The following is a 23,360-nucleotide window of genomic DNA, read 5'->3' on the forward strand; positions in this document are numbered from 1 at the left end:
CCCTCACGTCCCTGGAGGCGGCAGGTCGACTGGCTCGCGCCAGCGATCTCGCGCCTCGGACCGCCCCTGTTCAAAGCGGGTTTGGACCGCCCAGGGTCCGTGTCATCCTTCGTTCCACCAATGAGCCATCTGCACTTGTCGGTCTCCATCGCGCTCGGGAGCGCACTCGTGACCCTTGCCCCTGCCGCCGGCGCCGCAACGCTCACGGTCGGCCCGGGCAAACAATACGCCGCACCCTGCGCGGCCTTCGCTGCCGCGGGCCAGGGCGACACCATCGACATCGACGCGGCGGGCAGCTACGCGGGCGACGTCTGCGCCGTCAGCAAGAACAACCTGCTGATCCGCGGGGTCGGCGGCGGACGCGCGAAGATCGACGCGGCGGGCAAGAACGCCCAGGGCAAGGGCATCTGGGTCATCACGGGCAACGATGTGACCGTGATGAACATCGAGTTCTCGGGGGCGAAGGTACCCGATCAGAACGGTGCGGGCATCCGTCAGGAGGGCACGAATCTGACGGTCCAGAACTGCTCGTTTCACGACAACGAGAACGGCATCCTGGCGGGGGACAAACCGGGTAGCCAGATCTTGATCGAGTTCACGGAGTTCAATCACAACGGCGCAGGCGACGGGTACTCACACAACCTCTACATCAATCACGTCGCCAAGCTCGTGTTCCGCCACAACTGGTCACACCGTGCTCAGATTGGACATCTGCTCAAGTCGCGGGCGGCGGAGACCCACGTACTCTACAATCGACTGACCGGAGAGAGCGACGGTACCCAGAGTTACGAAATTGACGTGCCTAACGGCGGCAAGACCTACGTCATCGGCAACTTGATCGAGCAGGGGACGAAGACCGACAACCCGTCGATGCTCGCGTATCGAGAAGAGGGACCGAACGCCGCCAACCCCAGCGACGCGCTGTTTGTCATCAACAACACCTTCGTGAACGACAAGGGCAGCGGCACGTTCGTCAACGTGGGTTCGACCACGTCCACGCCCGCCGTGATCAAGAACAACATCTTTTTTGGCGGCGGCACCCTGACCAATCAGGCCAGCGCGGTGCTGGCCAACAACGAAAAGGGAACGGTGAGCTGCCTCGTCGACCCGAAGAACTTCGACTACCACCTGACGCCCGCTTCGGTCTGCGTCGATGCCGGAGCACCCCCGGGCAACGATGGCGCCTTCGCGCTCTTGCCGGCCTTCCAGTACGTGCACCCCAACTCCACGGAGAATCGCGCGAGCGTCGGCAACATCGACGTCGGCGCGTACGAGCTGGGCGGGGGCAGCGCGGGCGCCGCGGGAAGCGGCGGCGGCGGGGGCACCGCGGGGGCGACGGGTTCGGGCGGCGCCGCGGGCGGCGGAGCTACCGGCACGGGCGCGACCGCCGGCACCGGGGCGACCGCCGGCACCGGCGGCGCAACCAGCACTGGCGGCGCAACGAGCACTGGCGGCGCCACGGCAACTGGCGGCGCAACGGGCTCCGGGGGCAAGAAGGCGTCGACATCGAGCGACGACGGCGGCTGCGGCTGTCGTACGAGCAAACGCCGGGACCCGGGCGGTGTGCTGCTCGTGCTGGCGGGCGGGCTATTCGCGCTGGTGAAACGGCGAGATCTGCGCACCCGGTCGCGGGCGAGCTGAACCGACGGCAACAGCTCTCACTTCCCTCGCGTCCCAGGCGGAGTTAGACCTGCCGCATGGGGATGCAAAAAGCTTTCGGTGTCGTCGCGCTTGGTTCGCTGCTGATCGCCTGCGGCGGCGCGACCCCGCCGCCCGAAGCCGCAAAGCCAGAGCCCGCACCGGCACCCAAGCCCGTGGTCGAAGAGCACAAGGCCGAGGAGCCGAAGCAGGAAGAGCCGAAGAAGGAGGAAGCCCCTCCTCCTCCAGCCGCGCCCGAGGTCCCCAAGAGCGCCGCCACCATCGGCGGAGTCAGCATCAGTGAGATCGATCCGAAAGCGCTCGTGGCCGCGCTGCAGAAAGCAGGCTGGGCGCCGGAGGAAGTCGAGATCAACCACGGCACCGTCGGCAAATACGAGAACATCGAGTTCGGCATCGCCAAGGGCACTGACAAGGGCACGTTCGAAATCGTGCGCCGCGCGGCGCAGCCGACCGGAGCCTCGGGCAGCATGATGGGCCCGAAGGATCAGGCCGCCATGCACGAAAACCTCGGGGCGGTGTTCCTCGACAGCAAGTCCGAGGTTGTGGTGATCGTGGTGGTCGAGGGCAAACAAGCCGTGGCGAAGAAGGTCCTCGAGCTCGTGATCAAGAAGAACTGAGCGGCGGGCGCCATCAGTACTGCGTGACGATCTCGAAGCTGGGCGGCGGTCTGGGGACTCGAATGAACCCGACACGGTCTCCCGCGATGGGAAAACGCTCGATCACACAGTCGGGGCGACACACCAGGGGCTCGAACCAGTGAAAGCGCAGCACGACTTCGTCGCCCGTGACGTCCTCGACTTTGATGCGATTCATGGCTTGCTCGGTGACACGCCCGGCCCCGCGTAGAAAGTAACTCGGCGCCTGGCGCACGCGGTAGATGCGGTGCTCGGCCACCGTCGCAACTAGCTCGAGCACGTCCTGCCGGTAGTCGAGGAAACCGTACTCACCTGCCAGCACCACCCAGCCGACCGCGTAGTCGTCGAAGTAGGCCTGCAGCTCCGCACCCAGGAGATTCCCCGCGCGCGCACGACGAAACAGGTGGGCGTCGGCGTGGTGCACGTTGCGGTGTTCGAGCCCACCCAAGATCGGCAGGCGCGTGGAGGCCGCCAGGTACTCCGCCAGCACCCAGTGCGTGGGGTAGACGCCGCGCACTACGATGCGCCCGCTGCCCTCGGCGTGTTCGATGAGCCAAGCCCGGAGCTCCTGCGCTTCGGGGCTCGCGTGCGAGAGCCGCGCGCCGAACGGCTTGGGTTCGTTCAGCACGATCTCTGCCGTGGGCATGATCGGCAAGAGTCCCGGCATGAAGAACAGGACCGTGCGCACGAAGCGCGGCACGATCAACACCAGCGCCAGAGCCAGCGTGAGCTTGGCCGCCTTGTCCATGCGCCGGAGTGACTCACGGGAGAACAACTCCGAGAGCAACGCGCCGGCGGGGATCGCCGCGGCGAGCATGGCAGGAGCAATCTGCCGATAGGGCTGCGTCTGGCGCCCCGCGTTCGTATAGCTCGCGAGGTAGGCGTAGGTGATGCCCCACAAACACAGCGACGCCAGCGGGAGCACCCGGCGATCTCCGAGCTTGTGCCAGCGCCAGAGCGTCACACCACCGGCGGCAAAACACAGCGTGCGCACCAGCGTCCGCACCGGCGCACCCGTGTGATCGGAGTTCTTCAAGAGGTCGAAGAGGTCGTAGAGCAGGTACTCGAGGCGCGCGTTGAAGTAGGAGTCCGCGGTATCGACGTAGTGTTTGAAGCGATAGGCGGGGAAGATCCAGATCAGCGCCGTCGCCGCCCCCGCGGCGAAGGCCAGCCAGACCAGAGCGTGCTCCCGAGCCCCGAGGGTTTTGCGCGCGCGGAAGTACATCAACCCGCCCGGGACCAGGAGCGCGATCCCGGCGAAGGGATGCACGATGGCCAAGGCCGGCGTGAGCGCCACGAGCGCCGCGAACCACTTGGTCTCGTGTTCCTCCAGCGCGCGATGAAAGAGCGCAACGAACAACACAGCGCCGTAGGCGGCAAACGACCAGGAGATCATGCCGATCCACCAGGTCCAGTGCAGAAGTGAGTCGAAGTACCAGAGCAGGATCCAGAGTGCGACGCTGATTCCCGAGCTTCGGCGGTCGAGGCCAAACAGCCGCGCCGATGCGTAACCCACGAACGGAACCAGGCTCATCACGAGCACGATGAACAGGTTGAAGCCGAGCCCCGCGTGGATGCCGAGGGCGCGCAACCCGATCACGAACAGCTCGGTGCCCTTGCTGGTCAGGTCTTCGGCCACACCGGCGGGTTGCCCCGCCAAGACCAGCGGGTCCCAACCCCAGAGGGCGCCGGAGCCGCGGAACGCCGTCAGCGCACGATCGACCTGATAGGCGTGGAGCGCGTAGTCGACGACGACCACGGGTTCTTTCGAGAACAGCACGCGCGGTGGCGCGAACCACGCCAGCAGAGCAAAATGGAAACCGAAGACGGCGACGAGCGCGGCGGGCAGGGTCCACGGCCGCCCCTTCGACGTGCTCGGCTCGCTCACTTCCGGGTCAATCTACCATCAGTCGCGAGCGCGGCCGTCAATCTTGGCTGTGGGCGTGCGCTGCGCCGACCTTCGGCTGATACGCACACAACGGATCTTCGGCGAGCATGCTGCCGGTCGCAGCCAGGGCGCGGGAGCGCGAGCCGCCGCAAGGGCCGCGGTACTCACAGATCCCGCAGCGCCCTTCGAAGGACTCCGCGCGCCGCAGCGCCACGAACATCTGCGAGCTTCGATAGATTTCGACTGGATCTTCGAGCTTCACGTTGCCCGCGACGAGCGGCAGAAATCCCGAAGGTGAGACGTCCCCGACGCTGGAGATGAACATGATGCCGTTGCCGTCGCGGATCCCGAGCCCGGGCACTGGGCCTTCTCCACCGTGGGGGTGACCGTGACCGTGGCCGTTGCCGTTGCCGCCTGCGTCCTTGGGTCGGGCCTTCACGCGCTCGAGCAGGATGCGGCGGTAGTGCGGCGCCTCGGTGGTGGTGACGATGGGCAAACCCTTGCCGCGCGGCAGACCAGCCAGCCACTGAAACAACGTCTCACACTCGTCGGCGGAGATCGGGTTCAAGACGGTGCCGCGTCCGACGGTGACCAGGAAGAACAGGCTCCAGCGCGCTGCGCCGATGGACTTCACGAGCGGATAGATGGCTTCGAGATCAGCCAGCGTCTCCTTGGCCACGAGCGTGTTGACCTGGAACATCAGGTCGACGTCGACCGCGGCCTTCGCTGCCTCGAGGGTGCGCGCGAAGCAGCCGGGCACCTGACGGATGTCGTCGTGGTGCTCCGGCGTGGCGCCATCGAGGCTGAGAGAGATCGCCTCGACGCCCGCTTGTTTCAACTGGGCGATGGCCTCGGCGGTGAGCAACGGCGTGCCGCTCGGAGAGACGGACACCGCGAGCCCGAGAGACTGGGCGTACGCAATGAGCTCGAATAGATCGTCGCGCTTGAGGGGATCGCCACCGGTGAGCACGACATGCGGCAGCGGATCGCCGAACGCGGCGAGTCGCTCGAGGAGCTTCTTGCCTTGGGCGTTCGACAGCTCGCGCGGATCGGCGTGCGGTGCGGCCTCGGCGCGGCAGTGACGGCACGCGAGATCACAGGCCTTGGTGGTCTCCCAGTAAGCGCGCGCGGGTGCGCGATCGAAGACGAAGCGATTCGGCATAGTGCGGAGCGTAGCGCGGAGGCCTGCGGACCGGAGCCCCCACGGCGGCCAGGAGGCGGCAGGCGCGGCGATTTGGGCGGAGTGAACGGGCGTTTTTGTGGCCCCGGGAAAGCCCGCCGCCCGCCGGACCGACCGCAAAAATTGCTCGGGCGAAGGCGTGCACCCGCTTCTTCCGGCAGAAGTGGGTTCGCCGGCGGCGGCGGGGAGTGGCGCAAGCCCGCGCGGACAACCCAAACCCAAAGCCTACTTCTGCCGGGTAGCCTTCAGCGTCGCGCTGCAGCTCCCGGTCGAGAACCCATCGCCGAAGTAGCTGTACTCGCCCGTCGCAGCGTCACCCGACACCGCCAACTTCAGCTGTTTCGACTCCGAACCCGTCTCGTAGTCGTCGTACGCGTAATAGTAGTCGAAGGCCAGCGAGCAACCATCGACCGAAGTGCTCAGATCCCAGTCCGAGTGAACGCTGCCACCTGGCATCAAGCTCACCGTCATGCTGTTCGGCGGCCCCGGAAAACAAGATACCGGCCCACTGGCGACGACCTCGATCACCCAGGTGCCGAACGGATCACAAAGCTCAGTCGAAGGTGCGCAGACCTGCGACGCTTCGGTCACCCACTGCCCACCGCTGCACAGCGCCTCGACCGGCGAAAACCCACAACCGGAGACGAACTCGGTGTAGCTGCACTTGCCCGACCCCGAGCAGGCTTGACCCGCGGCCGGCATGTCTTCGGGACACGCCGTGCTGACCGGCGGCGGATCCTTGGGTGGATCCACAGGCGGCTTGGTCGGCGGCGGCGGAGGGAACGGATCACAACCCGTCGAGCCAAACTCCGCCTTCCACTTGCCATCCTCACACCAGAGCTTCGCCCCGGGATCACACATCGTCCCTGGGTACGTGCAGGTCAGGCCCTCGTCACCGCAGGCGCTCCCGGCGGCGGCCTCCGTTTTCGGACAGCCGTCGCTCGACGTTTCGCCGGCACAGCCCCCGGAGAGAAGCGCCGAAACCGTGAAAATTGCCCAGAGAGGACGCAGCATGACCTCGACATTTGCAATCGCCGTGCCTCCATCGTTGGCCCAACTTGGCACTCCGCACGACCGCCTTCACGCGCCGCGCCCAGCCGTCGCTTTCGCCTCGCCAGACCCGTGCCCTCGTGCGAGCGTCGGTCGGCTCTTGGAGGTCCTGCATGCGCTCTCTCAACCTGTCATCAATCGTCGCTCTGACGCTCTTCTCCGTCATCGCTTGCAGCAGCGACGACTCCGGCGGTGGTAGCTCGTCGTCCTGTGCAAGCGCTCCACTCAGCTGCCCCACGGGCAAGACCTGCTGGGTCGTGACCACCGACGGCAAGTACGACTGCATCGACGCCCAGGCCACGCAGGTCGAGGGCTCACCGTGTCAGAACTCCGTCGGGCAAGCCCAGTGCAACACCGGCATGATGTGTTTCCCGGGAGCCCAAGGCAGCGCCAACGGAACCTGTCAGCCGTTCTGTGCAGCCGACAAGACCTGCGCCGGCGCCGGCCAGTGTGTGGGTGTCACGTTGATCAACGCACCCGGCGCAGCGACGGTGTACGCGTGCGCTCCGACCGGTACGGGCGGCACCGGAGGCATGGCGGGCAGCGGCGGCGCCGCGGGCAGTGCGAGCGGCGGCGCCGCGGGCAGCGGCGGGGCAGCCGGCAGCGCATCCGGCGGGGCAGCAGGAAGCGGCGGCGCGAGCGACGCGGGCGCGGACTGAAATCGGGTTACCATGCCGGATCCGTGGGGTGTGCCCCGGGGAGACCGTGCGCTGATAGAGGAGAGACTCATGAGCATTTTGATCAAAGGTGGGCGCGTCGTGACCTCCGCCGACGACTACATCGCGGACGTGTTCATCGACGGCGAGAAGGTACACACCATCGGCAAGGACCTCGCGGTCAAGGCCGACGAGGTGATCGACGCCAAGGGCAAGCTCGTGATCCCGGGTGGCATCGACCCGCACACCCACCTGGACATGCCGTTCGGCGGTACGAACAGCGCGGACGACTTCGAGAGCGGCACCATCGCCGCGGCGTTCGGCGGCACCACGTGTCTGGTCGACTTCGCCATCCAGTCGAAGGGTGAGAGCACGCTGAAGGGCCTCGATACCTGGCATGCCAAGGCCGAGGGCAAGGCCACCATCGACTACGGCTTCCACATGATCGTCACCGACATGCCCGACGAGCGGCTGCCGGAGATGCAGAAGCTCGCTGATGCCGGTGTCACCTCGTACAAACTCTTCATGGCGTACCCCGGCGTGCTGTACGTCGACGACGGCACGCTCTATCGCACGTTCCGCCAGGCCGGTGAAAACAGGACCCGCATCTGCATGCACGCCGAGAACGGCATCGTCATCGACGAGATCGTCAAGGCGGCGGTGAAGGACGGCAAGCTCGAGCCGAAGTACCACTCACTGACCCGGCCGACGCGCATGGAAGCGGAGGGTGTGCACCGCGCGATTGCCATCGCCGAGGTCGCCGACGTTCCGCTGCACATCGTGCATCTGTCGTGCGCCGACGCGCTCGAGCAGGTGAAGCTCGGCCGCATGCGCGGCGTCGACGTGCAAGCCGAGACCTGCCCGCAGTACCTGTTCCTCGACTACAGCTATTACGAGAAGCCGGACTTCGAGGGCGCGAAATGGGTCATGACCCCGGCACTGCGCGAGAAGTGGAATCAGGACGTGCTGTGGCAAGGCCTGCGCATGGGGCACCTCTCGCTCGTCGCCACCGATCACTGTCCCTTCTGCTTCAAAGGCCAGAAGGAGCTCGGGCGCGACAGTTTCACCAAGATCCCGAACGGCGCGCCGGGCGTCGAGAACCGCATGACGCTGCTCTACCAGGGTGTGCTGAAGGGCCACTACGATCTGAACCGCTTCGTCGAGATCAGCTCCACCGCCGCCGCCCGCACCTTCGGCATGTTCCCGAAGAAGGGCACCATCGCCGTCGGCAGCGACGCGGACATCGTGATCTTCGACCCGGACAAACGCGTCACCATCAGCGTGAACAACCCCGAGACCCACCACATGAAGGTGGACTACAGCGCCTACGAGGGCTTCGAGGTGCAGGGGTATCCGGACACGGTGCTCTCCCGCGGCCGAGTCATTGCCGAGCGCGGCAAACAGCGCACGCGCGGCGGCGGTCGTTTCATCAAACGCGCGCTGGCCGGCGAGCTCTTGCGCTGAGTCTGCCCGCGAGGCCGGGACGCGGCGGGCTCGCTCGCGTCCCGAACCGCCCTCCCCGGCGTCAGAGCGCTGCGTCCTTGCAGCGCTCGATGCCAGAGCGGAAGCTCTTTTCGACCACCGACCGCCGGTCCTTCTCCGAGAGTTTCTCCATCGCGCTCGGGAACTCGTCCCGGTAGACCTGAAAGGCCGCCTTGCAGTCACCGGCCCGCGCAAGGCACGACGCGCCGGTGTGGAAGAGTGCCTTCGGCGCCGAGGTCACCTGCGAGTCGTCCGGGCCAGTGGACGGAACACGCGGCAGCAGCTCCTTCACCAGCTTGACGTTGGCGGCGCAGTCATTGCGAGTGTTCATGTACGCGCCGTCGGTGAGCTCGCGCAGAGCGCGCAAGAGCCGATCGCGATCCGTCTCGTCGCCCCCACGGCAGCGCATCGAGGCGATGGCCTCGACGCTGGTCTTCGCCAGGCCCGGGCTCATGTTCATCTCGCGCACGTAGTAGTCGAGCAGGGCCAGCTTGCCGGCCTGACAGTTCCCCGTGAGCATCTCGCACTGCGCGCGGATCGCCGTCAGCGTGCTCTCCAGCTTGGCGTCGATCTGTTTCACCCGGTCGAGGTCCTCGAGGCACCCCTTGCCGTCGTCGTGCATCATCTTGCGACTGGCGGACTGCACCAGCACGGCGACGTCGCCCATGGCCGTCCCCGGCAGCTGCGACGGGCCCGCCCCCGTCGCCGGAACGGGTGGCGACGGCGGCAGCTCCGACGAGGCAATCTGCTGCGGATCGCCCTGCCCCACGCTCGCGGCGGGCCCGGGCGCGCGCGACTCGCGCTGGCACGCGAAGAGCCCGAGCGCGACGACGACCGAGAGCCCAGTCCGCTTCATACCGCTACTTCTTCTTGCACTTCTGGTTACTGGTCTCGAACCCCGAGCGCATGATCTGCTCTTTCAGATCGGCCTTGGTGTTCTTGAGCAGCTCGACGGGGTAACCATCCTTGTACAGCTTCCAGGCCAGGTCACAGTCGCCGGCCTTCACCGCGCAGCGCGCCGCGCTGTCGTAGAGCGTGCGCGGACCGTGAACGATCTGCGTGTCGTCCTCGTCCTTGGGTTTGACGGTCTTGAACAGGCGCTTGGCTGTGTCGTAGTTCGACTTGCAGTAAGCCGCGTCTTTCTTGTTCACACCGGCCATGATCAGGTTGTTGACGGCTTGCAACAACGTGTCCCGGTCACCCATCTTGCCCTGACAATACAGCTTGGCGAGGGCCTCGACGTGCCCGTCGATCTGCCCCGGTGATTGGTCCCCCTGCATGACCGCGAGCCCCTTGGTGGCCATCGCCTTGCCTACGTCACACTTTCCCGAGACCATCACACACTGCGCGCGCAGGTAGTGCGGAAAGCCAGACTTCGGTTCCGTCGACTTGTCCTTCGGGTTCAGCTTGTCGTGCGCGTCGAGCTCCGCGAGGCATCCCTTCCCGTCTTTTGCAGCGAACTTCGTCTGGGCGCTCTTGAAGTGCTCCCCCGCTTCACCCGTGGCCTCGAACTTTGCCTCGAGCTTGCTCGCCTTGTTGAGCGAAGCGTCCGTCTCCGGGGCTTTTCGCGCCGTGACATCGGGGTTCTCGCCGCTCTCGATCTTGCGCAGGGTCAGGCGGATCGGGACCTTGCAGCCCTGGATCTCGGTGGCCGTGTCGCTCTTGCAGGTCGTGAGATCGCCGCCCTGTTTGTCGGCCTTCGAGCTCTTCTTGCTGCTGCCGCCAGCACCGAATCCGTACAGTGAACCCTCGGCGCTGACGCTCGTGTCCTTGGCCGAGCCCAGCGCGAAGGCCCCGAGGTTGAAGCCGTAGACGAAGTGCGTGGCGCCCTTGCAGCCGGGGACCTTGCTGACGTCGCCCGCGTACGCCGCGGGCCGCGTCGCCGAGCGTGTACCGGCCACGTAGTACTCCATGCGGAACTGCTCACCGCCGGAGACGCGCCCACCCAGGCTCGCCACCCCGAGCGGAAGGTTGGCGTAGAGCTCGGCTTCGCTCTTGATCTCCATCTTCTCGAGCGAGCCGCTGGTCCACTCGACGGGTTTGTACGAACCGAACGAACCGCGCACCGAGTCGTCCTTGCAGCTGTCGAGCACGGTGAGCTTGCAGCCTTCGTATTTGACGAACACGACATCGTTGGAGGCGATGGACTCGAACTGCGACATGTCCGTCGCGTCCCACTCGATGATGAACGGACGCTCGTGGTTCTCCGGGTTGCAAGCGTTCTTGCCGGCGAAGGTCTCACCCATCAATTTGCTCTGGCCGGACTCGCGGGAGCCGCCCGCCCCGGGTGCTCCACCGGGTCCGCAGGCGGCCGAGAGTGCGATCAAGCCGAAGACGCCGAGATAGGGGAGCTTGTTCATGACTTTCCTTCGATTTCTGCGCCGCGGAGACTTCCACTCTGTAGCCCGGGCTTCAAGGGCGGCCTCCCTACGCCCGAGATCGTGAGATACTTCCCTCCTTGGAGGTATCGCTGATGAGGGACGGCGCTCGGTGGGTGACGGCGGTGTTCGCAGCAAGTCTTGCGCTGAGCTGTGGAGGGGCCGGCGGCTCCGACGCCAAGGGGACCGGCGGCAGCGGCACGGGCGGCACCGGCTCGGGCGGAACCAGCGCCGGGGGCACGAGCTCGGGCGGAACCAACGCGGGAGGTACCAGCTCCGGCGGAACCAACGCCGGTGGCGCCGCGGGCACCAGCTCCGCCGCGGGCACCAGCGCCGGTGGCACGGGTTCCGGTGGAACGAGCGCAGGCGGCACGGGCGCAGGCGGCACGAGCGCAACCGGCGGCGCGACCGGAAGCGGCGGCAGCGGCGCGACCAGCTCACAGAGCGGCCCGCCCGCCGGCAACCCCGACCCAAAGAAATGCACTGACCCGCTGCCTGCGGACGCAAACGCGGAGAGCATTTCGTCGCCGACCACCGTCGTCGGCACCGGAACGCCGGCCAGTTGCACCTCGGCGGCATTCGTCGCGGCAGTCGCCAACGGTGGTGTCATCACCTTCAACTGCGGCAGCGCGCCGGTGACGATCACCCTCGACCAGACCGCCAAGATCTTCAACGACAAGGGTCCGAAGATCGTGATCGACGGTGGCGGCCTCGTCACACTGTCGGGCGGCGGCAAGGTGCGAATTCTCTACCAGAACACCTGCGACCAGGCGCAGAAGTGGACGACGTCCCACTGTCAGGACCAAGACCACCCGCAGCTTTCGCTGCAAAACCTCACCTTCATCGACGGCAACGCGAAGGGTGAAACGAAGGAAGGCGGCGGCGGCGGCGCAGTGTTCGTGCGCGGCGGTCGCGTGAAGATCCTCAACTCACGCTTCTTCAACAACGTCTGCGACGACACCGGCCCCGACGTCGGCGGTGCGGCGGTGCGTGTCTTGAGTCAATCCGGCGGACAACCCGTCTACGTCGTGAACAGTACGTTCGGGGGCGCGGCGGGCTACGGCAATACCTGCTCGAACGGCGCTGGGCTCTCGAGCATCGGCGTCTCGTACACGGTGATCAACAGCTTCTTCAGCCACAACAAAGCCATCGGCAACGGCGCGAACCCAGCCAAGGCGGGCACTCCCGGCGGCGGCAGCGGCGGCGCCATCTACAACGACGGCAACACCTTCACGTTGACCTTGTGTGGCACGAAGATCGTCGACAACACCGCGAACGAAGGCGGCGGAGCGATCTTCTTCGTGAGCAACGACAAGAGTGGCTCGCTGGTGATCAAGGACTCGTTCCTGAGCAAGAACCCGAGTGGCAAGTTCGAGACCCAAGGGTTCCCGGGCATCTTCGTGCTGGCGAAGGGTCCACCCACGGTCACGAACTCGACGATTCAGTGACGCGCGGCTCGGGATTTCTCCACAGAGCCACCCAGATTCTTGGCCCACGCGGCCGATATTGGCGATGCCGATCGCGGAGAGACCGCGTGAACGCCGCCAAGCAAAACACAGCTGCTGCTTTTGAGCTCGAAGTCGGGCGCGCGCCCGTCGTCATCGTCCGTGACGCCGCGTCCGCATCGACCGTGCCCCCACCCCCATCCACGCGCAGGCGCATGCGAATTCAGACGCTGCCTGGCCTCGGCGATGCGGACGGTTACCGCGCCTCGCTGATCGCCATCGACGGCGCCGAGTTCGCGGCCGTCGACGAGCTGCTCGCCCACAGCCTCGACGGCTTCGATCTGGACTGAGCGGAGCGCAAGTTTGGCGCGCAGCCCACTCGGGCCCTGCGGCGAGAGAGTCCCGGAATTCTTCGCGTCTCGGCCCAGCCTGGGCGGGTGTCGCTGAGCGCCGCGAGCTTTCTGAGACCCAGGCGGTCGCCCTCGGCCCGATATCGACTAGGGTGGTCGTGATGAGCGACGATCTCCAATCGCTCAAGCAGCGCATCCGTGTGCTCGAGGCGCAGGCCGAGCGCACGGGGCGAGACCAGGCGATGATGGGGCCGCTGCTCGAGGCGATCCCAGCCGTCGTGATGCGCATTGGGCTCGACGCGCGCCTGGAGTTCATCAACCGGGTGCTCCCAGAATACGTTGGCGTACCGCTGATCGGCGCGAGCATCTACGAGTTTGCCCCGTTCTCGTACCACGAGGTCATGCGCGCGGCCTTCGAGCTTGCGATTCGGGAACGCCGCGCGACCTCGTTCGAGTCGGAGGCGATGGCCCCCGACGGCACTCGCGACTGGTACGCCAGCACCTTCGCTCCCATCTTGGATGGAGAAGAGCTGGTGGGCTTGGTGCTGATCGCCACCAACGTGACCCGCACGCGCCGCAACGAAGCCGACCTCAAGGACCGAGAGGCGCGGCTCACGCTCGCCCTCGAGGCCGGCAACGTCGGCATCTGGCGCTGGGACGCCGTGAGCGACGTCGTGCAGTGGGACGAGAACCTGTGCTCGATGTTCGGCGTGCTCAAGGAGGCGGCACCCCGGACGGAGGCGGAGTTCATGCGGCTGATTTCGCCCGACCAGGCCGGGCGCATGGCGGCCCACATCAAGCGCGCTCTGGAGTCGGGAAACTACCCCGATTTCGAGCTGCGCGTGGACTCTCCGGAGGGAACCCGCTGGATGATGATCAAGGGCGGCGCCATCACGGACGACAACGACCGTGTGACGGCGCTGCTTGGGGGAGTGATCGACATCACCGAGCGGCGGCGGTTCGAACGACGGGTAACGGAGGCCCAAAAGCTGGAAGCTGTGGGGCAACTGGCAGCCGGGGTCGCACACAACTTCAACAACGTGCTGACCTCCATCGTGCTGACGCTGGAGCGCGGAAGGCTGCATGGCTCGCAGGAAGATCGCGCGTTGATGGCCGACGCCTTGGAGTCGGCATTTCACGCTGCCGGTTTGGTGCGCGACCTGCTGGCCTTCTCCCGGGGTCGCAGCGCGGCACCCGTGCGACACGAGCCACTGGTGGCCGCAGTACGCCGCGCCATCGTGCTCGGAAAGAGGACCTTCGACCGTCGGATCACGCTCGAGCTGACGGGGCTCGATGCGCCATCGCTCACTCGCGTCGCCGTCGATGGCAGCGCGGTGGAGCAGCTGCTGATGAACCTCCTCTTGAACGCCCGGGACGCCGTCGATGGGCTCGAGGCGGAGCGCTGCCACATCGACGTGTCGTTGCGGCGTGTTGCTGCTTCCGAGCTGCCCCAGGCACCTCCCGATGCAACGGAGGACTTCGTCGAGCTCCGCGTCGAGGATCGGGGAGTCGGCATGAACGAGGCAACTCGCCTGCGTTGTTTCGAACCCTTCTTCACGACCAAGGAGGTTGGCAAGGGCACCGGCCTCGGCCTCTCCACGGCCTGGGCCGCAGTGACCGCCCTTGGCGGCTTCGTGGAGTGTGAGTCCCGCCCGGGCGTCGGCACGACCTTCAGCGTTTACCTACCGGCGAGCGCTCCGGCCGAAAGCCGCGCCGCGCCGCTCGCTGATGCACCGGAGGCGAAGGGTTCAAGACACACCGTCTTGGTCGTCGATGACGAACCCGCAGTGCGTCGTGTCTGCATCGCGGTGCTGGAGCAACACGGGTTCGTCGTGATCGGCGCGGCGTCCGGTGAAGAGGCCGTTCAGGTCGCGGCGACCCACGCCGTGGACGCGGTGTTGCTCGACTACAGCATGCCGGGGATGTCCGCCGAGGAGACCCTGAGGCGCCTGCGGCAACTTCGCCCCGCTCTGCCCATCGTGTCTCACAGCGGGCTCTCGGTGCTGCTGGAAGGCGCATCGAGCCACCTGGCCAAGCCGGCCACCGCCGAGGGCATCGTCGATGCGATCCGGCGGGCGCTCGACGCTGACCGCCCTTGATTGTCGCCTCGCGTAACCGGCCGCCGTCGTCTCGCGTAGGCTCTGGTGGTGCGACCCGAGGAGTCCCCTGCCGCCGAGATCACGCCGCCAGCGGTCTACGCGGGCCGCCGCGATTTCATCAAACGCGCCCTGGCGTTTGGCGGCACGGCCGCAGCGCTCGGGACAGGGTTGACGCTGCTGTCGGGCCGCGGCCGCGGGGAGAGCCCGGCGCCACCGATGAAACCGACGAACCCGGAGTGGGCGCCGACCAAGAGCGACCGCTTCGGCATAGGCGACGAGCTGACCGCCTTCGACTCGATCACGACCTACAACAACTTCTACGAGCTCGGCCTCGACAAGGACACACCGAGCCGGCTCGGTCATCTGATCGAACCGCGCCCGTGGACCCTGCGCATCACCGGTGAGGTGAAGAAGGAGCTCACGCTCGACATCGACACCCTCGTGCGCTGGTTTGGTCTCGAGGAGCGCGTCTACCGAATGCGTTGCGTCGAGGCCTGGTCGATGGTGATTCCGTGGCTGGGCTTTCCACTCCAGAAGCTGATCCAGCGCGTCAAGGGGGGGGGGTCTGTAGGGCGCTGGGTCCCGGGCTCGGCATCATCCATTTCCTGCTGCGGGTGAAGGCCAGTCGGGTCGAACCCCTGACCTATGGCGCGGTGCTCGTCGTGCTGCTCGGAGTGCGTGGGGTAAGCTGGGCGTCGAAGCGCCGGAGGTGAAACGCTGCCGGGCGTTCTCCGCCGCGTCGCTGCGACGGCAGCGGGCTCCCCGTCGCGCAAAACCTGCACTGACGCCTGGCGTTCGCCGGTGCGGGGACTAGGCTGGGCGGCAATGACTCGCATCCGCTTGCTCCCGCTCGGTGTCGCGCTCGCATTGGCCGGGTGCGTGGACAAAAAAACCCCAGAAGCCAGCGCAGAACCGGCCTCTTCGGCCGCCCCCGCCGCGAGCTACAGCGAGGTGCCACGGCCGGCCGTCGGGGCGACGCCAATCACAATCAGCGGCACCATCGTCGAGAAGCTTTCGCATCCGATGTACACGTACCTGCTGCTCGATACCGGCAGCGCCAAGGAGTGGGCGGCCGTCCCGACCGCAAACGTGGAGGTCGGCCAGAAGGTGACGGTCGAGCAGGCGATGCTCATGCAGGGCTATCACAGCGCCGCGCTGAAACGAGACTTCGACCGGGTCTACTTCGGCACGTTGAGCGGCGCACCACGTCCCGCGTTGCCGTCCGCCGGAGCGTCGGACTCGGCGACACCGCACGCGACCCCTGCGCCGGAGCAACCGGCGCGAGACATTCACGTCAAGAAGGCTCCTGGAGCGGACGGCAAGCGCGTGGCGGAGGTCATCGCGCAGGCTGCGAAGCTCGCGGGCCAGACCGTGTCCGTGCGCGGCGTGGTGGTCAAAGCCATGCCGGCGATCTTGGGCAAGAACTGGATCCACCTTCAGGATGGAAGCGGCACGGCCGAGGCAAAGACCCACGACCTCACGGTGACGCTGCCGCCTGATCAGGCTCCCAAGCTCGGCGAAACGGTCCTCGTCCAGGGCAAAGTTGCGACGGACAAGGATCTCGGCAGCGGCTACCGGTTCAAGGTGCTGCTCGAGGCGGAGCGGATGCAGAAAGAGAAGTAGCGGGGACGGGGGCTCTTCAGGAGTGCCGACCGACAACTCGAACCTCGCGCCCGCGCAAATTCTGCGACGAGGCAACTTCTGCAAACATTGCACTTTTGGGCCGGAAATCATTGGGTTAGGGTGCCGAAGTCGTCCGTGTGCCTATCGCGTACACGATTCGGGCCTTCGCGCCCTTCGACATGAATTCCCGCCTCAGCCGAGGCACTTGCATCGGAGGTAATTATGAAGACGACCAGTTGCGGCATCGTACTATTGGGAGCACTGGGCTTATTGGTTGCGGCTTGCTCCGGCAGTGACGGCGCTGATGGCAAGGCGGGTCCCGCGGGAACCGCAGGCCCCGCAGGCACCGCGGCAGGACCGACTGGCCCAGCAGGACCCGCTGGCCCGACTGGACCAGCCGGACCGGAAGGACCCGCAGGCACCGGCGCGGACGGCGGCGTGCCCGAAGGCGGCCTCGTCACCGGTTGCCTTTCACCGTGTCACGGCTTCACGGGCATCGTGGAGCAGTGGAAGACGAGCACTCACTACTCCACGTACATCTCCAACCTCGGTGGTGAAGAAGTCGCCACCTGGACGGGAGCTTCGGCCTGCGGCAACTGCCACGCAGTCGATGGAATCGAACAGCGCGTCGCTGGCAACGTGAAGTACAGCGGCACCGCAGGCCCGACCGGCGTTGCCAAGGGTCAGCTCAACTACAAGAACAGCACCAGCAGCGCCATCGGCGAAGCCAACTACGGTGGCCAGGCGAAGGTCGCGCAGGTCGGCTGCATCACCTGTCACTCGGTCACCGCCGCCAACGATCCGCACATCAACGGTGGGCTGTATCAGGCTGGGACGTTTGCGCTGCGGGTTCCCACGGGCGCGAGCGACGAGGGCACCATCGAGAAGTCCTCGGCGGTGGGTACTTCCGACGGCACGGCTGCCGGCAAGTACGGCAAGGGCAATGCCTGTGTCTGGTGTCACAAGTCGCGCAAGGACGTGACGAACTACGTCAAGGCGACCGGCAACAACCTGACCAGCGCGTACTGGGGACCCCACGAGGGACCGCAGTCCGACATCTTCACCGGCAAGGGTGGCTACCACTACACGGGTCTGACGTACGACAACTCCGTGCACCAGGGTTTCGCCAACGGCTGCATCAACTGTCACATGTCGCCGGTCGCGTCGAACCAGAACATCGGCAACCACTCGTTCTACCCGCAGCTCAGCTCGTGCAAACAGACCGGCTGCCACACGACCGCCACCAGCTTCGACGCCTTCGGCAACGGCGCGCTCAAGAAGATGGAAGACGGCATTCAGGAGCTACGAGTGGCGCTCAACACCAAGGGCTGGCTGACCCGCAGCGAGGCAGCACCGTACGCGGTGCTGACCGCTACCGAGCTGGCGGACCGGGAGTTCAAGCTGGACAAGGTTCGCTCGGGCAGCAGCGGCCTCACCGGCGACGAAGCAGGCGCGCTCTACAACTACCTGCTCCTCGCCCGCGGTAGCGCCAGCGGCATCCACAACCCGAAGTACAGCCGCCAGCTGATCTTCGACTCGATCGTGGGCGTCGGCGGCACGAACACGACCTACCCAACACGCCCGTAACAACGCACAATCGCCGAACGCTTCGCGGGGTCGCAGGTTTCTGCGGCCCCGCTGGCGTTTTGTGACCGGACTCTCGGCATTCCGGCTCCGCGACGCATGGCCCGTCCCGCCACGGTTCCATTGGGGAGGAAGAAGCCGTAGCCTCGAAGCGTGAGATACGTCGTGCGCGCGCTCGTCCTCTTCACCCTCGCCCTCGGCATCATGCGCTGTGGCTCGTCGGACGACAGCTCCACCGTGTGTGAGTCCGGTCGACAGGTGACCTGTGCGTGCCTGAATGGAACCGGGTATCAGGTGTGCCGCGCAGATGGCACAGGGTACGGCGTCTGCCAGTGCGGCGACGCCGGCGGCGATGGCAGCGCGGGGACTGGCGGCGCCTCGGGGGCCGGTGGTAGCGGAGGTTCTTCCGGTGGCGGCGGCGTGAGCGGCGGCGGAGCCGGTGGGACCGCGCCGGGTGGCGGTGGCGGTGGCACAGGAGGCTCGTCCGGCAGTGGGGGCGCAGCAGGCGACGCGGGCGGCGTGTGTGCGCCGGGCACCGCGACCAACGTCACTGGCGCCTGTGATCTGGTCAAACAGGACTGCGCGGCCGGCCTCACCTGCAGGATCGAGGCATTGGACGGCGGGACCTATCAGAGCTCATGCCTCGATCTGGGCAATGGTGCGAAGAAGCTCGGCGAGAGCTGCAGCTCGCACAAGGACTGTCAGGCGCCCCTGAGCTGCGCGCTGTCGAAGTGTACGCGACCGTGCTGCCCGAACCTCGAAGCTCAGCTGTGCGGGTCGAGCGGCGCTTGTGACATGACGATCAACTACGGTTCGTCGGCGTTCGTGCAAGTGTGCACTTTCTCGGCCTCGTGCACGCCGTGGACGAAGGATTGCCCCTCGGGCCCGGAGTCGGACTGCCACGTCGGCTCCGGCGGCAAGCTGAAGTGCAGCTTTCCCAACTACACAATCGACGCTGGCTCGACCCTCGGTCTGCCGTGTAAATTCCTGAACGACTGCCAGAGCTCTCAGCAGTGTGATTTCGCGAGTGGCAGCGGCGTGTGTCGCTGGCTGTGCAAGGCAACCGCGAGCGGCGGGCCCGATGCCGGCGTGTCCGGCGGAACCCCCGGCAACGGAGGCTGCCCGAGCGGCGAGAAGTGTGTGGCGTACTCGAGCCCGAGCTGGCTCGGGGTGTGCCGACCCTGAGGCCTCAGGCCAGGTACTTCTTCAGCGGCTCCCAGTAGCGGGCGTGCCAGCCCGCGTCGAGGTGCTCCCGCGCGTCGGCCGGGACACCGGTGTGATCCATCACCAGGCGAGTCTTGCCGCCTTCGGCAACGAGGTCGAGCTTGACCAGCGAGTACACACCCTCGGGCCACTGTTTGACGCGCCACGCCTGAACGATGCGCTGATCCTTCACCAGCTCCAGCGTCCGCCCGAGGATCATGCCGCCGTGACACGAGAAAGGGGACCCGGGTTCGACCCCGATGTCCGCCGGTCCGCCGGTGAAGGCCGCATGCAGCTCGCTCTGCATGAGTGCGTCGAAGATTCGCGCGGGGGCGGCGTCGAAGACGATTTCTTGGTGGATCGATTCGGACATTGGGCCTCGTTCTTCTGGGTTCGAACGGCCGATTCGGTCGGCCGTTGCAATTGTTAACCAAATGGTTTACTTTTATCTCCCGATGCCGTCAAGGGCCGACATTCGCGCCAGCCGCCAGCTGGACCAGGTGTTCGGCGCGCTCTCGGATCACACGCGCCGCGCGCTGCTCGCGCGGTTGGCGAGTGGCCCCGCCAAGATCACCGATCTAGCCGAGCCTTTCGACATGTCGCTGCCGGCGGTGTCGAAGCACCTGAAGGTGCTGGAGCGTGCGGGCCTGGTGGAGCGGAACATCGACGGACGCGTACATCGCTGCTCGCTGAACGCGGCGCCGTTGGCCGACGCGGAGGCGTGGCTCGACTACTACCGGGGGTTCTGGCAGCAGAACCTCGACGCCTTGGCGCAGTACCTGGAGGGAGAAGACAAGTGACCGAAACGAGATCATCGTCAGCCGAGGTCGAAGCTCTGACCCTGGTCGTGCGGCGCACGCTCAGCGCGCCTCCCAAGCGGGTCTTCGAGGCGTGGACGCGGGCCGAGCTGCTCCAGAAGTGGTGGGGGCCGGGCCAGGTGACCTGCCCCGAGGCGGAGGTCGACCTCCGCGTCGGCGGCAGCTATCGCATTGCCAACCGCTTCCCCGACGGCAGGGTGATGTGGATTCACGGCGTGTTCGAGCAGATCGAGGCACCCAAAAAGCTCGTCTACACCTGGGGCCTGGGGGATGCCCCGAGCAGCGAGCGCGTCACCGTTCAGTTCGAGGAGCGCAGCGCCGACGGTACCGAGGTGATCATCACTCACGAACGCATCACCAGCCACGAAGCGCGGGTGCAGCATGAGCACGGGTGGTTCGGCTGTCTGGACGGTTTGGAGACGCTGGTCGGCGGGGGCTGACGCATTTCTGACTCGACCCACCGATTCGTTTGGGCTCTGCTGAGTTGAATCTGTGCCGCGGAGTCGACGACACCGCCGCACTGGGTCGGAGCCTAGTCATGGAAGACAGCTGCAAGGTCTGCGGGTCCGAAGCGCGGGGGCGGATCTGTCACTTCTGCGGGACGCTGGTCGGACGCCTCGAGTCGCCCGAGGCGGAGGCGGAAGTGATCGCGGAGCTGCATGTCGCCATCAGTGCGGCGAAGGACGACCCGGCGCGCGCCCGATTGCTCGCCAATGGTCCGCTTCCCGACGACCGGGACGTCCTGATCGACGCCGCGCTCCGAGCCAGCCATCTCGCCGACCCCAAGAGCTACGCCGACCAGACACCCCACGCGGCCGTCCGGCGCATCGAGGCCGTACGCATGAAGCTGCGTGTGCTTGCGCCCGGCGATCCGGTCGCGGAGCGGGCGGTCGCGGAGCTGGGCAAAAAGCTGGAGGCGTTCGAGGCGGATGAGGCGCGGGAACAGAGCGAGGGCAGCAAGTCCGTCCTGGTGTTCTTGGCTGTCGCCGTGGTGCTCTTCACCGGCGCTGGCGTCGTAGTTTGGCAGCTCTTGCGCTGAGCCTCAGGGCGGAGAGACACCCTTCGCCTGGTTCACGGCCTTGCGCGCGGCCACGCCGTTGGCCGCGCCCTGCGACGAAACGACGTCGAAGCCACCCTTGAACAGAGCCTCGAGCTCCGCCACCGAGGGCGCCGCAGCCTTGGTGTAGGTGAACGAGCGGACACCGGCTGGGTGCAGCTTGGAAGGTGTGAGCGTCGAGACGTCGACCGTCGGATCGAATTCGTACATGAACGCGCGGGGGTTCTTGATGGTGTTGATCAACGTGTCGACCTCGGTGAGGTTCGAGCCGATCTCGATCAAGTAGTAAATGCTGTCCGCGCCGGGGATGGTGGGGATCAACGTCTGGAGGTCGGACGTCGAGATCTCGAGGAACGCGTAGTCCTCGGCGCCCTGCGTGTGCACTTCGGTGATGGTGCGTGCGTAGTCCTTGCTCAGCTTCACGGTGAGCTGAACCACCATCTTGCCTTTCAGGTATTTCAGCACGTCGTCGAGACGCTGGAAGGTCTCGGTCGTCGACGGTAGGCGGTGACACCCGGTGATCTGAGCGGCGGTCATTTCCTCGATCTTCTTGCCGTAGCAGTCGATGGACTCGAAGATCTCGATCGGGCTCGAGTGGGCGATCACCGGCACGTTGTCCTTGCTGACCCGCACGTCGATCTTCACACCGTCCACGTCGGCCGCGTACGCGGCGGCGATGGCGGCGTTCGAGTCGTAGGGAGCACCGGTCAGGCTCCACGCGCCGCCGTGCGCGATCGCGAACACCCGCGGGCAGGTGGGATCCGTCCAGCAGATCTTGAGTGAGGTCTTGTGCGTGGCGGAGCCGCCGCCGGTACCGCCGCTGCCCGCTGCTCCACCCCCGGTGCCGCCCGTCGCGGAGCTGCCACCGCTCCCAGCGCCGCCCCCGGTGCCGCCGCCCACCGAGGCGTCGGGAGTCGAGCCTGCACTACCGCCGCTGCCCGAAGCGCCACCACTGGGGGTGCCCGCACTGCCTCCGCCACCCGCCGAGACGCCGCCGATGCCCGCGCTTCCTCCGCTCGCTGCGCCGCCAGTGCCGGGCGCAGTGTCTTCGTCCGCCGAGCCGCAGGCGGTGGCACACAGGATCAAACAAAACACGAGGGAGGGGCGCACGGCCCAAGGGTACCACGCACACGTGCACAGGCGACTCACGGCTCGCTGGCGAAAAACCGGACCGCGAACTATCCTGCTCGTCCGATGAGGGTGCTCGGGTCGGTGTTGGTTCTTGCGGCCGCGCTCGCGTATGGCTGCGGTGGCGACAGTGAAGGCGGCGGCAGCGGTGGCACCTCGACCGGCGGCAGCTCGACCGGCGGCAGCTCGACCGGTGGCAGCTCGACCGGCGGCAGCTCGACCGGCGGCGCCGCGGGCAGCGGCGGAGGCGCGAGCACGACCCCGTGTGGCACGTCGCTCGAGTGCAACGCGACGTCGGTCTGCATCGTGGACGAAATCGCGCCCGCTTGCACCGCGAAGCAGGGGGATGGTGGCGACGCTTGCCCACCAGGGCAGACCGAGAGCCAGTGCGGTGGCATCGGCTATCCGTGTTGTTGTGAGCCCCCACCTGCGCCCACGTATCACTGCGAAGACGCAGGCGGTTGCAGCTCGAAACCCGAGTGCGGCTGCCTGGGCTCCGTGTGTGTCAACGGTCAGATGTGTATTGGCATTGGCGGCAAGGAGCGCGAGTTCCACTGCATCGACCCGCCCGCGGCGTGAGGTCGATCGCATGTTGTCGGTCGTTGTTGGGTTCGTTTGGCGTCGCCGGCGTCCGGGCAGGCAGCGTATGAAAAGGAAACTCATGCTCCACTCCATCCGCCTCCGCGCGTCGACCCTGGGCTTGGTGCTCGCAGCCGCTCTCTTCAGCGCCGGCTGCGGCAAACGCGGCTTCGACAAACTCCCGGAGGAGCAGGTCGACGCAGCGCGGAAACACAGCGCCGAGGAAATGGGCACCAAGATCCTGAGCGCCTGGGCCAAGGACGAATACCCGCTGCTCGGCGAAGAGGCCGCGCCCGGTTTCCGCAGGGCCCACAACGAAGAGGACGCGCAGCGGGTGTCGGACAAGGCGCTCGAGAAGGACCTCGGCAACTTCAAGTCGATGACCTACGTCGAGACGGTCCGCTCGAAGGACGGAAAGTTCGAGGTCTACCGCTTCAAGGGCAGCTTCGAAAAATCCGAAGCGCCCAACGAAGTGCGGGTCGTGCTCGACACCCAGGGCAAACTCACGGGCTTCTGGATCAAACCCTGGAAAGATCAGATCTAGAA

21 protein-coding genes and 1 pseudogene are annotated in these 23,360 nt (G+C 66.5%); 15 read left to right on the top strand and 7 right to left on the bottom strand.

Annotated features, from left to right (window positions below):
• Window positions 1-120 precede the first annotated feature (120 nt).
• Window positions 121-1,641 (top strand): hypothetical protein, encoded by a 1,521-nt coding sequence (locus IPI67_06875; GenBank protein MBK7579915.1) that lies wholly within the window; start codon window positions 121-123, stop codon window positions 1,639-1,641.
• Between the two features lie 62 nt (window positions 1,642-1,703).
• Window positions 1,704-2,276, top strand: coding sequence for a hypothetical protein (locus IPI67_06880; protein MBK7579916.1), 573 nt, complete (start codon window positions 1,704-1,706; stop codon window positions 2,274-2,276).
• A gap of 13 nt (window positions 2,277-2,289) precedes the next feature.
• On the opposite strand, the gene IPI67_06885 is transcribed toward IPI67_06880, so the two are convergent.
• The 3 genes from IPI67_06885 to IPI67_06895 all read right to left on the bottom strand — a co-directional run bounded on the left by IPI67_06885 (window position 2,290) and on the right by IPI67_06895 (window position 6,376).
• Window positions 2,290-4,182: a hypothetical protein gene (locus IPI67_06885; GenBank protein MBK7579917.1), complete on the bottom strand. Its 1,893-nt coding sequence runs from the start codon at window positions 4,180-4,182 to the stop codon at window positions 2,290-2,292.
• 37 nt (window positions 4,183-4,219) lie between these two features.
• Window positions 4,220-5,344, bottom strand: a complete 1,125-nt coding sequence (locus IPI67_06890) for a TIGR04053 family radical SAM/SPASM domain-containing protein (protein ID MBK7579918.1) — start codon at window positions 5,342-5,344, stop codon at window positions 4,220-4,222.
• 243 nt (window positions 5,345-5,587) lie between these two features.
• Window positions 5,588-6,376 (bottom strand): hypothetical protein, encoded by a 789-nt coding sequence (locus IPI67_06895; protein ID MBK7579919.1) that lies wholly within the window; start codon window positions 6,374-6,376, stop codon window positions 5,588-5,590.
• 149 nt (window positions 6,377-6,525) lie between these two features.
• Here IPI67_06895 and IPI67_06900 point away from each other — a divergent pair, with 149 nt between their 5' ends.
• The gene (locus IPI67_06900) at window positions 6,526-7,071 is read left to right on the top strand and encodes a hypothetical protein (GenBank protein ID MBK7579920.1); all 546 of its coding nucleotides are present in this window, start codon (window positions 6,526-6,528) and stop codon (window positions 7,069-7,071) included.
• 69 nt (window positions 7,072-7,140) lie between these two features.
• Entirely contained in the window at window positions 7,141-8,532 is a 1,392-nt protein-coding gene (gene hydA, locus IPI67_06905; GenBank protein MBK7579921.1) for a dihydropyrimidinase, read from the top strand.
• Between the two features lie 61 nt (window positions 8,533-8,593).
• On the opposite strand, the gene IPI67_06910 is transcribed toward hydA, so the two are convergent.
• Both IPI67_06910 and IPI67_06915 read right to left on the bottom strand, forming a co-directional pair.
• Window positions 8,594-9,406 carry a hypothetical protein gene (locus tag IPI67_06910; GenBank protein ID MBK7579922.1) on the bottom strand — a complete coding sequence of 271 codons (813 nt, stop codon included), beginning with the start codon at window positions 9,404-9,406 and terminating at the stop codon, window positions 8,594-8,596.
• Between the two features lie 4 nt (window positions 9,407-9,410).
• Window positions 9,411-10,910, bottom strand: a complete 1,500-nt coding sequence (locus IPI67_06915; protein MBK7579923.1) for a hypothetical protein — start codon at window positions 10,908-10,910, stop codon at window positions 9,411-9,413.
• A 449-nt stretch (window positions 10,911-11,359) separates the two neighbouring features.
• Here IPI67_06915 and IPI67_06920 point away from each other — a divergent pair.
• The 6 genes and pseudogenes from IPI67_06920 to IPI67_06945 all read left to right on the top strand — a co-directional run bounded on the left by IPI67_06920 (window position 11,360) and on the right by IPI67_06945 (window position 19,214).
• Window positions 11,360-12,376 (top strand): annotated as a pseudogene (locus tag IPI67_06920) (hypothetical protein).
• Window positions 12,377-12,884: 508 nt separating this feature from the next.
• Complete coding sequence (locus IPI67_06925; protein ID MBK7579924.1) at window positions 12,885-14,822, top strand: response regulator; 1,938 nt, start codon at window positions 12,885-12,887, stop codon at window positions 14,820-14,822.
• 48 nt (window positions 14,823-14,870) lie between these two features.
• A complete protein-coding gene (locus IPI67_06930) occupies window positions 14,871-15,440 on the top strand; it encodes a molybdopterin-dependent oxidoreductase (protein ID MBK7579925.1) in 570 nt (189 codons plus the stop codon).
• Window positions 15,441-15,647: 207 nt separating this feature from the next.
• A complete protein-coding gene (locus IPI67_06935) occupies window positions 15,648-16,445 on the top strand; it encodes a nucleotide-binding protein (GenBank protein MBK7579926.1) in 798 nt (265 codons plus the stop codon).
• A 222-nt stretch (window positions 16,446-16,667) separates the two neighbouring features.
• Complete coding sequence (locus tag IPI67_06940) at window positions 16,668-18,032, top strand: collagen-like protein (protein ID MBK7579927.1); 1,365 nt, start codon at window positions 16,668-16,670, stop codon at window positions 18,030-18,032.
• 150 nt (window positions 18,033-18,182) lie between these two features.
• The gene (locus IPI67_06945; protein ID MBK7579928.1) at window positions 18,183-19,214 is read left to right on the top strand and encodes a hypothetical protein; all 1,032 of its coding nucleotides are present in this window, start codon (window positions 18,183-18,185) and stop codon (window positions 19,212-19,214) included.
• A gap of 4 nt (window positions 19,215-19,218) precedes the next feature.
• Here the strand turns inward: IPI67_06945 and IPI67_06950 are convergent, their stop codons facing one another.
• On the bottom strand, window positions 19,219-19,605 hold the full coding sequence (locus tag IPI67_06950; protein MBK7579929.1) for an SRPBCC domain-containing protein: 387 nt from the start codon (window positions 19,603-19,605) through the stop codon (window positions 19,219-19,221).
• Window positions 19,606-19,687: 82 nt separating this feature from the next.
• Here IPI67_06950 and IPI67_06955 point away from each other — a divergent pair, with 82 nt between their 5' ends.
• From IPI67_06955 to IPI67_06965, 3 genes are all read left to right on the top strand, one after another.
• A complete protein-coding gene (locus tag IPI67_06955; protein MBK7579930.1) occupies window positions 19,688-20,032 on the top strand; it encodes a helix-turn-helix transcriptional regulator in 345 nt (114 codons plus the stop codon).
• Complete coding sequence (locus tag IPI67_06960; protein MBK7579931.1) at window positions 20,029-20,490, top strand: SRPBCC domain-containing protein; 462 nt, start codon at window positions 20,029-20,031, stop codon at window positions 20,488-20,490. Before IPI67_06955 ends, IPI67_06960 begins: the two co-directional genes overlap by 4 nt.
• A gap of 98 nt (window positions 20,491-20,588) precedes the next feature.
• Entirely contained in the window at window positions 20,589-21,089 is a 501-nt protein-coding gene (locus IPI67_06965; GenBank protein ID MBK7579932.1) for a hypothetical protein, read from the top strand.
• A gap of 3 nt (window positions 21,090-21,092) precedes the next feature.
• Here IPI67_06965 and IPI67_06970 read toward each other — a convergent pair whose 3' ends face one another.
• Window positions 21,093-22,217, bottom strand: a complete 1,125-nt coding sequence (locus IPI67_06970) for a hypothetical protein (protein MBK7579933.1) — start codon at window positions 22,215-22,217, stop codon at window positions 21,093-21,095.
• 84 nt (window positions 22,218-22,301) lie between these two features.
• Here IPI67_06970 and IPI67_06975 point away from each other — a divergent pair, with 84 nt between their 5' ends.
• Complete coding sequence (locus tag IPI67_06975; GenBank protein MBK7579934.1) at window positions 22,302-22,814, top strand: hypothetical protein; 513 nt, start codon at window positions 22,302-22,304, stop codon at window positions 22,812-22,814.
• 82 nt (window positions 22,815-22,896) lie between these two features.
• On the top strand, window positions 22,897-23,358 hold the full coding sequence (locus IPI67_06980; protein MBK7579935.1) for a hypothetical protein: 462 nt from the start codon (window positions 22,897-22,899) through the stop codon (window positions 23,356-23,358).
• Window positions 23,359-23,360: the final 2 nt, after the last annotated feature.

Source organism: Myxococcales bacterium, from assembly GCA_016706225.1.
In the GTDB taxonomy this organism is placed as follows: Bacteria; Myxococcota_A; Polyangia; order Polyangiales; family Polyangiaceae; genus JADJKB01.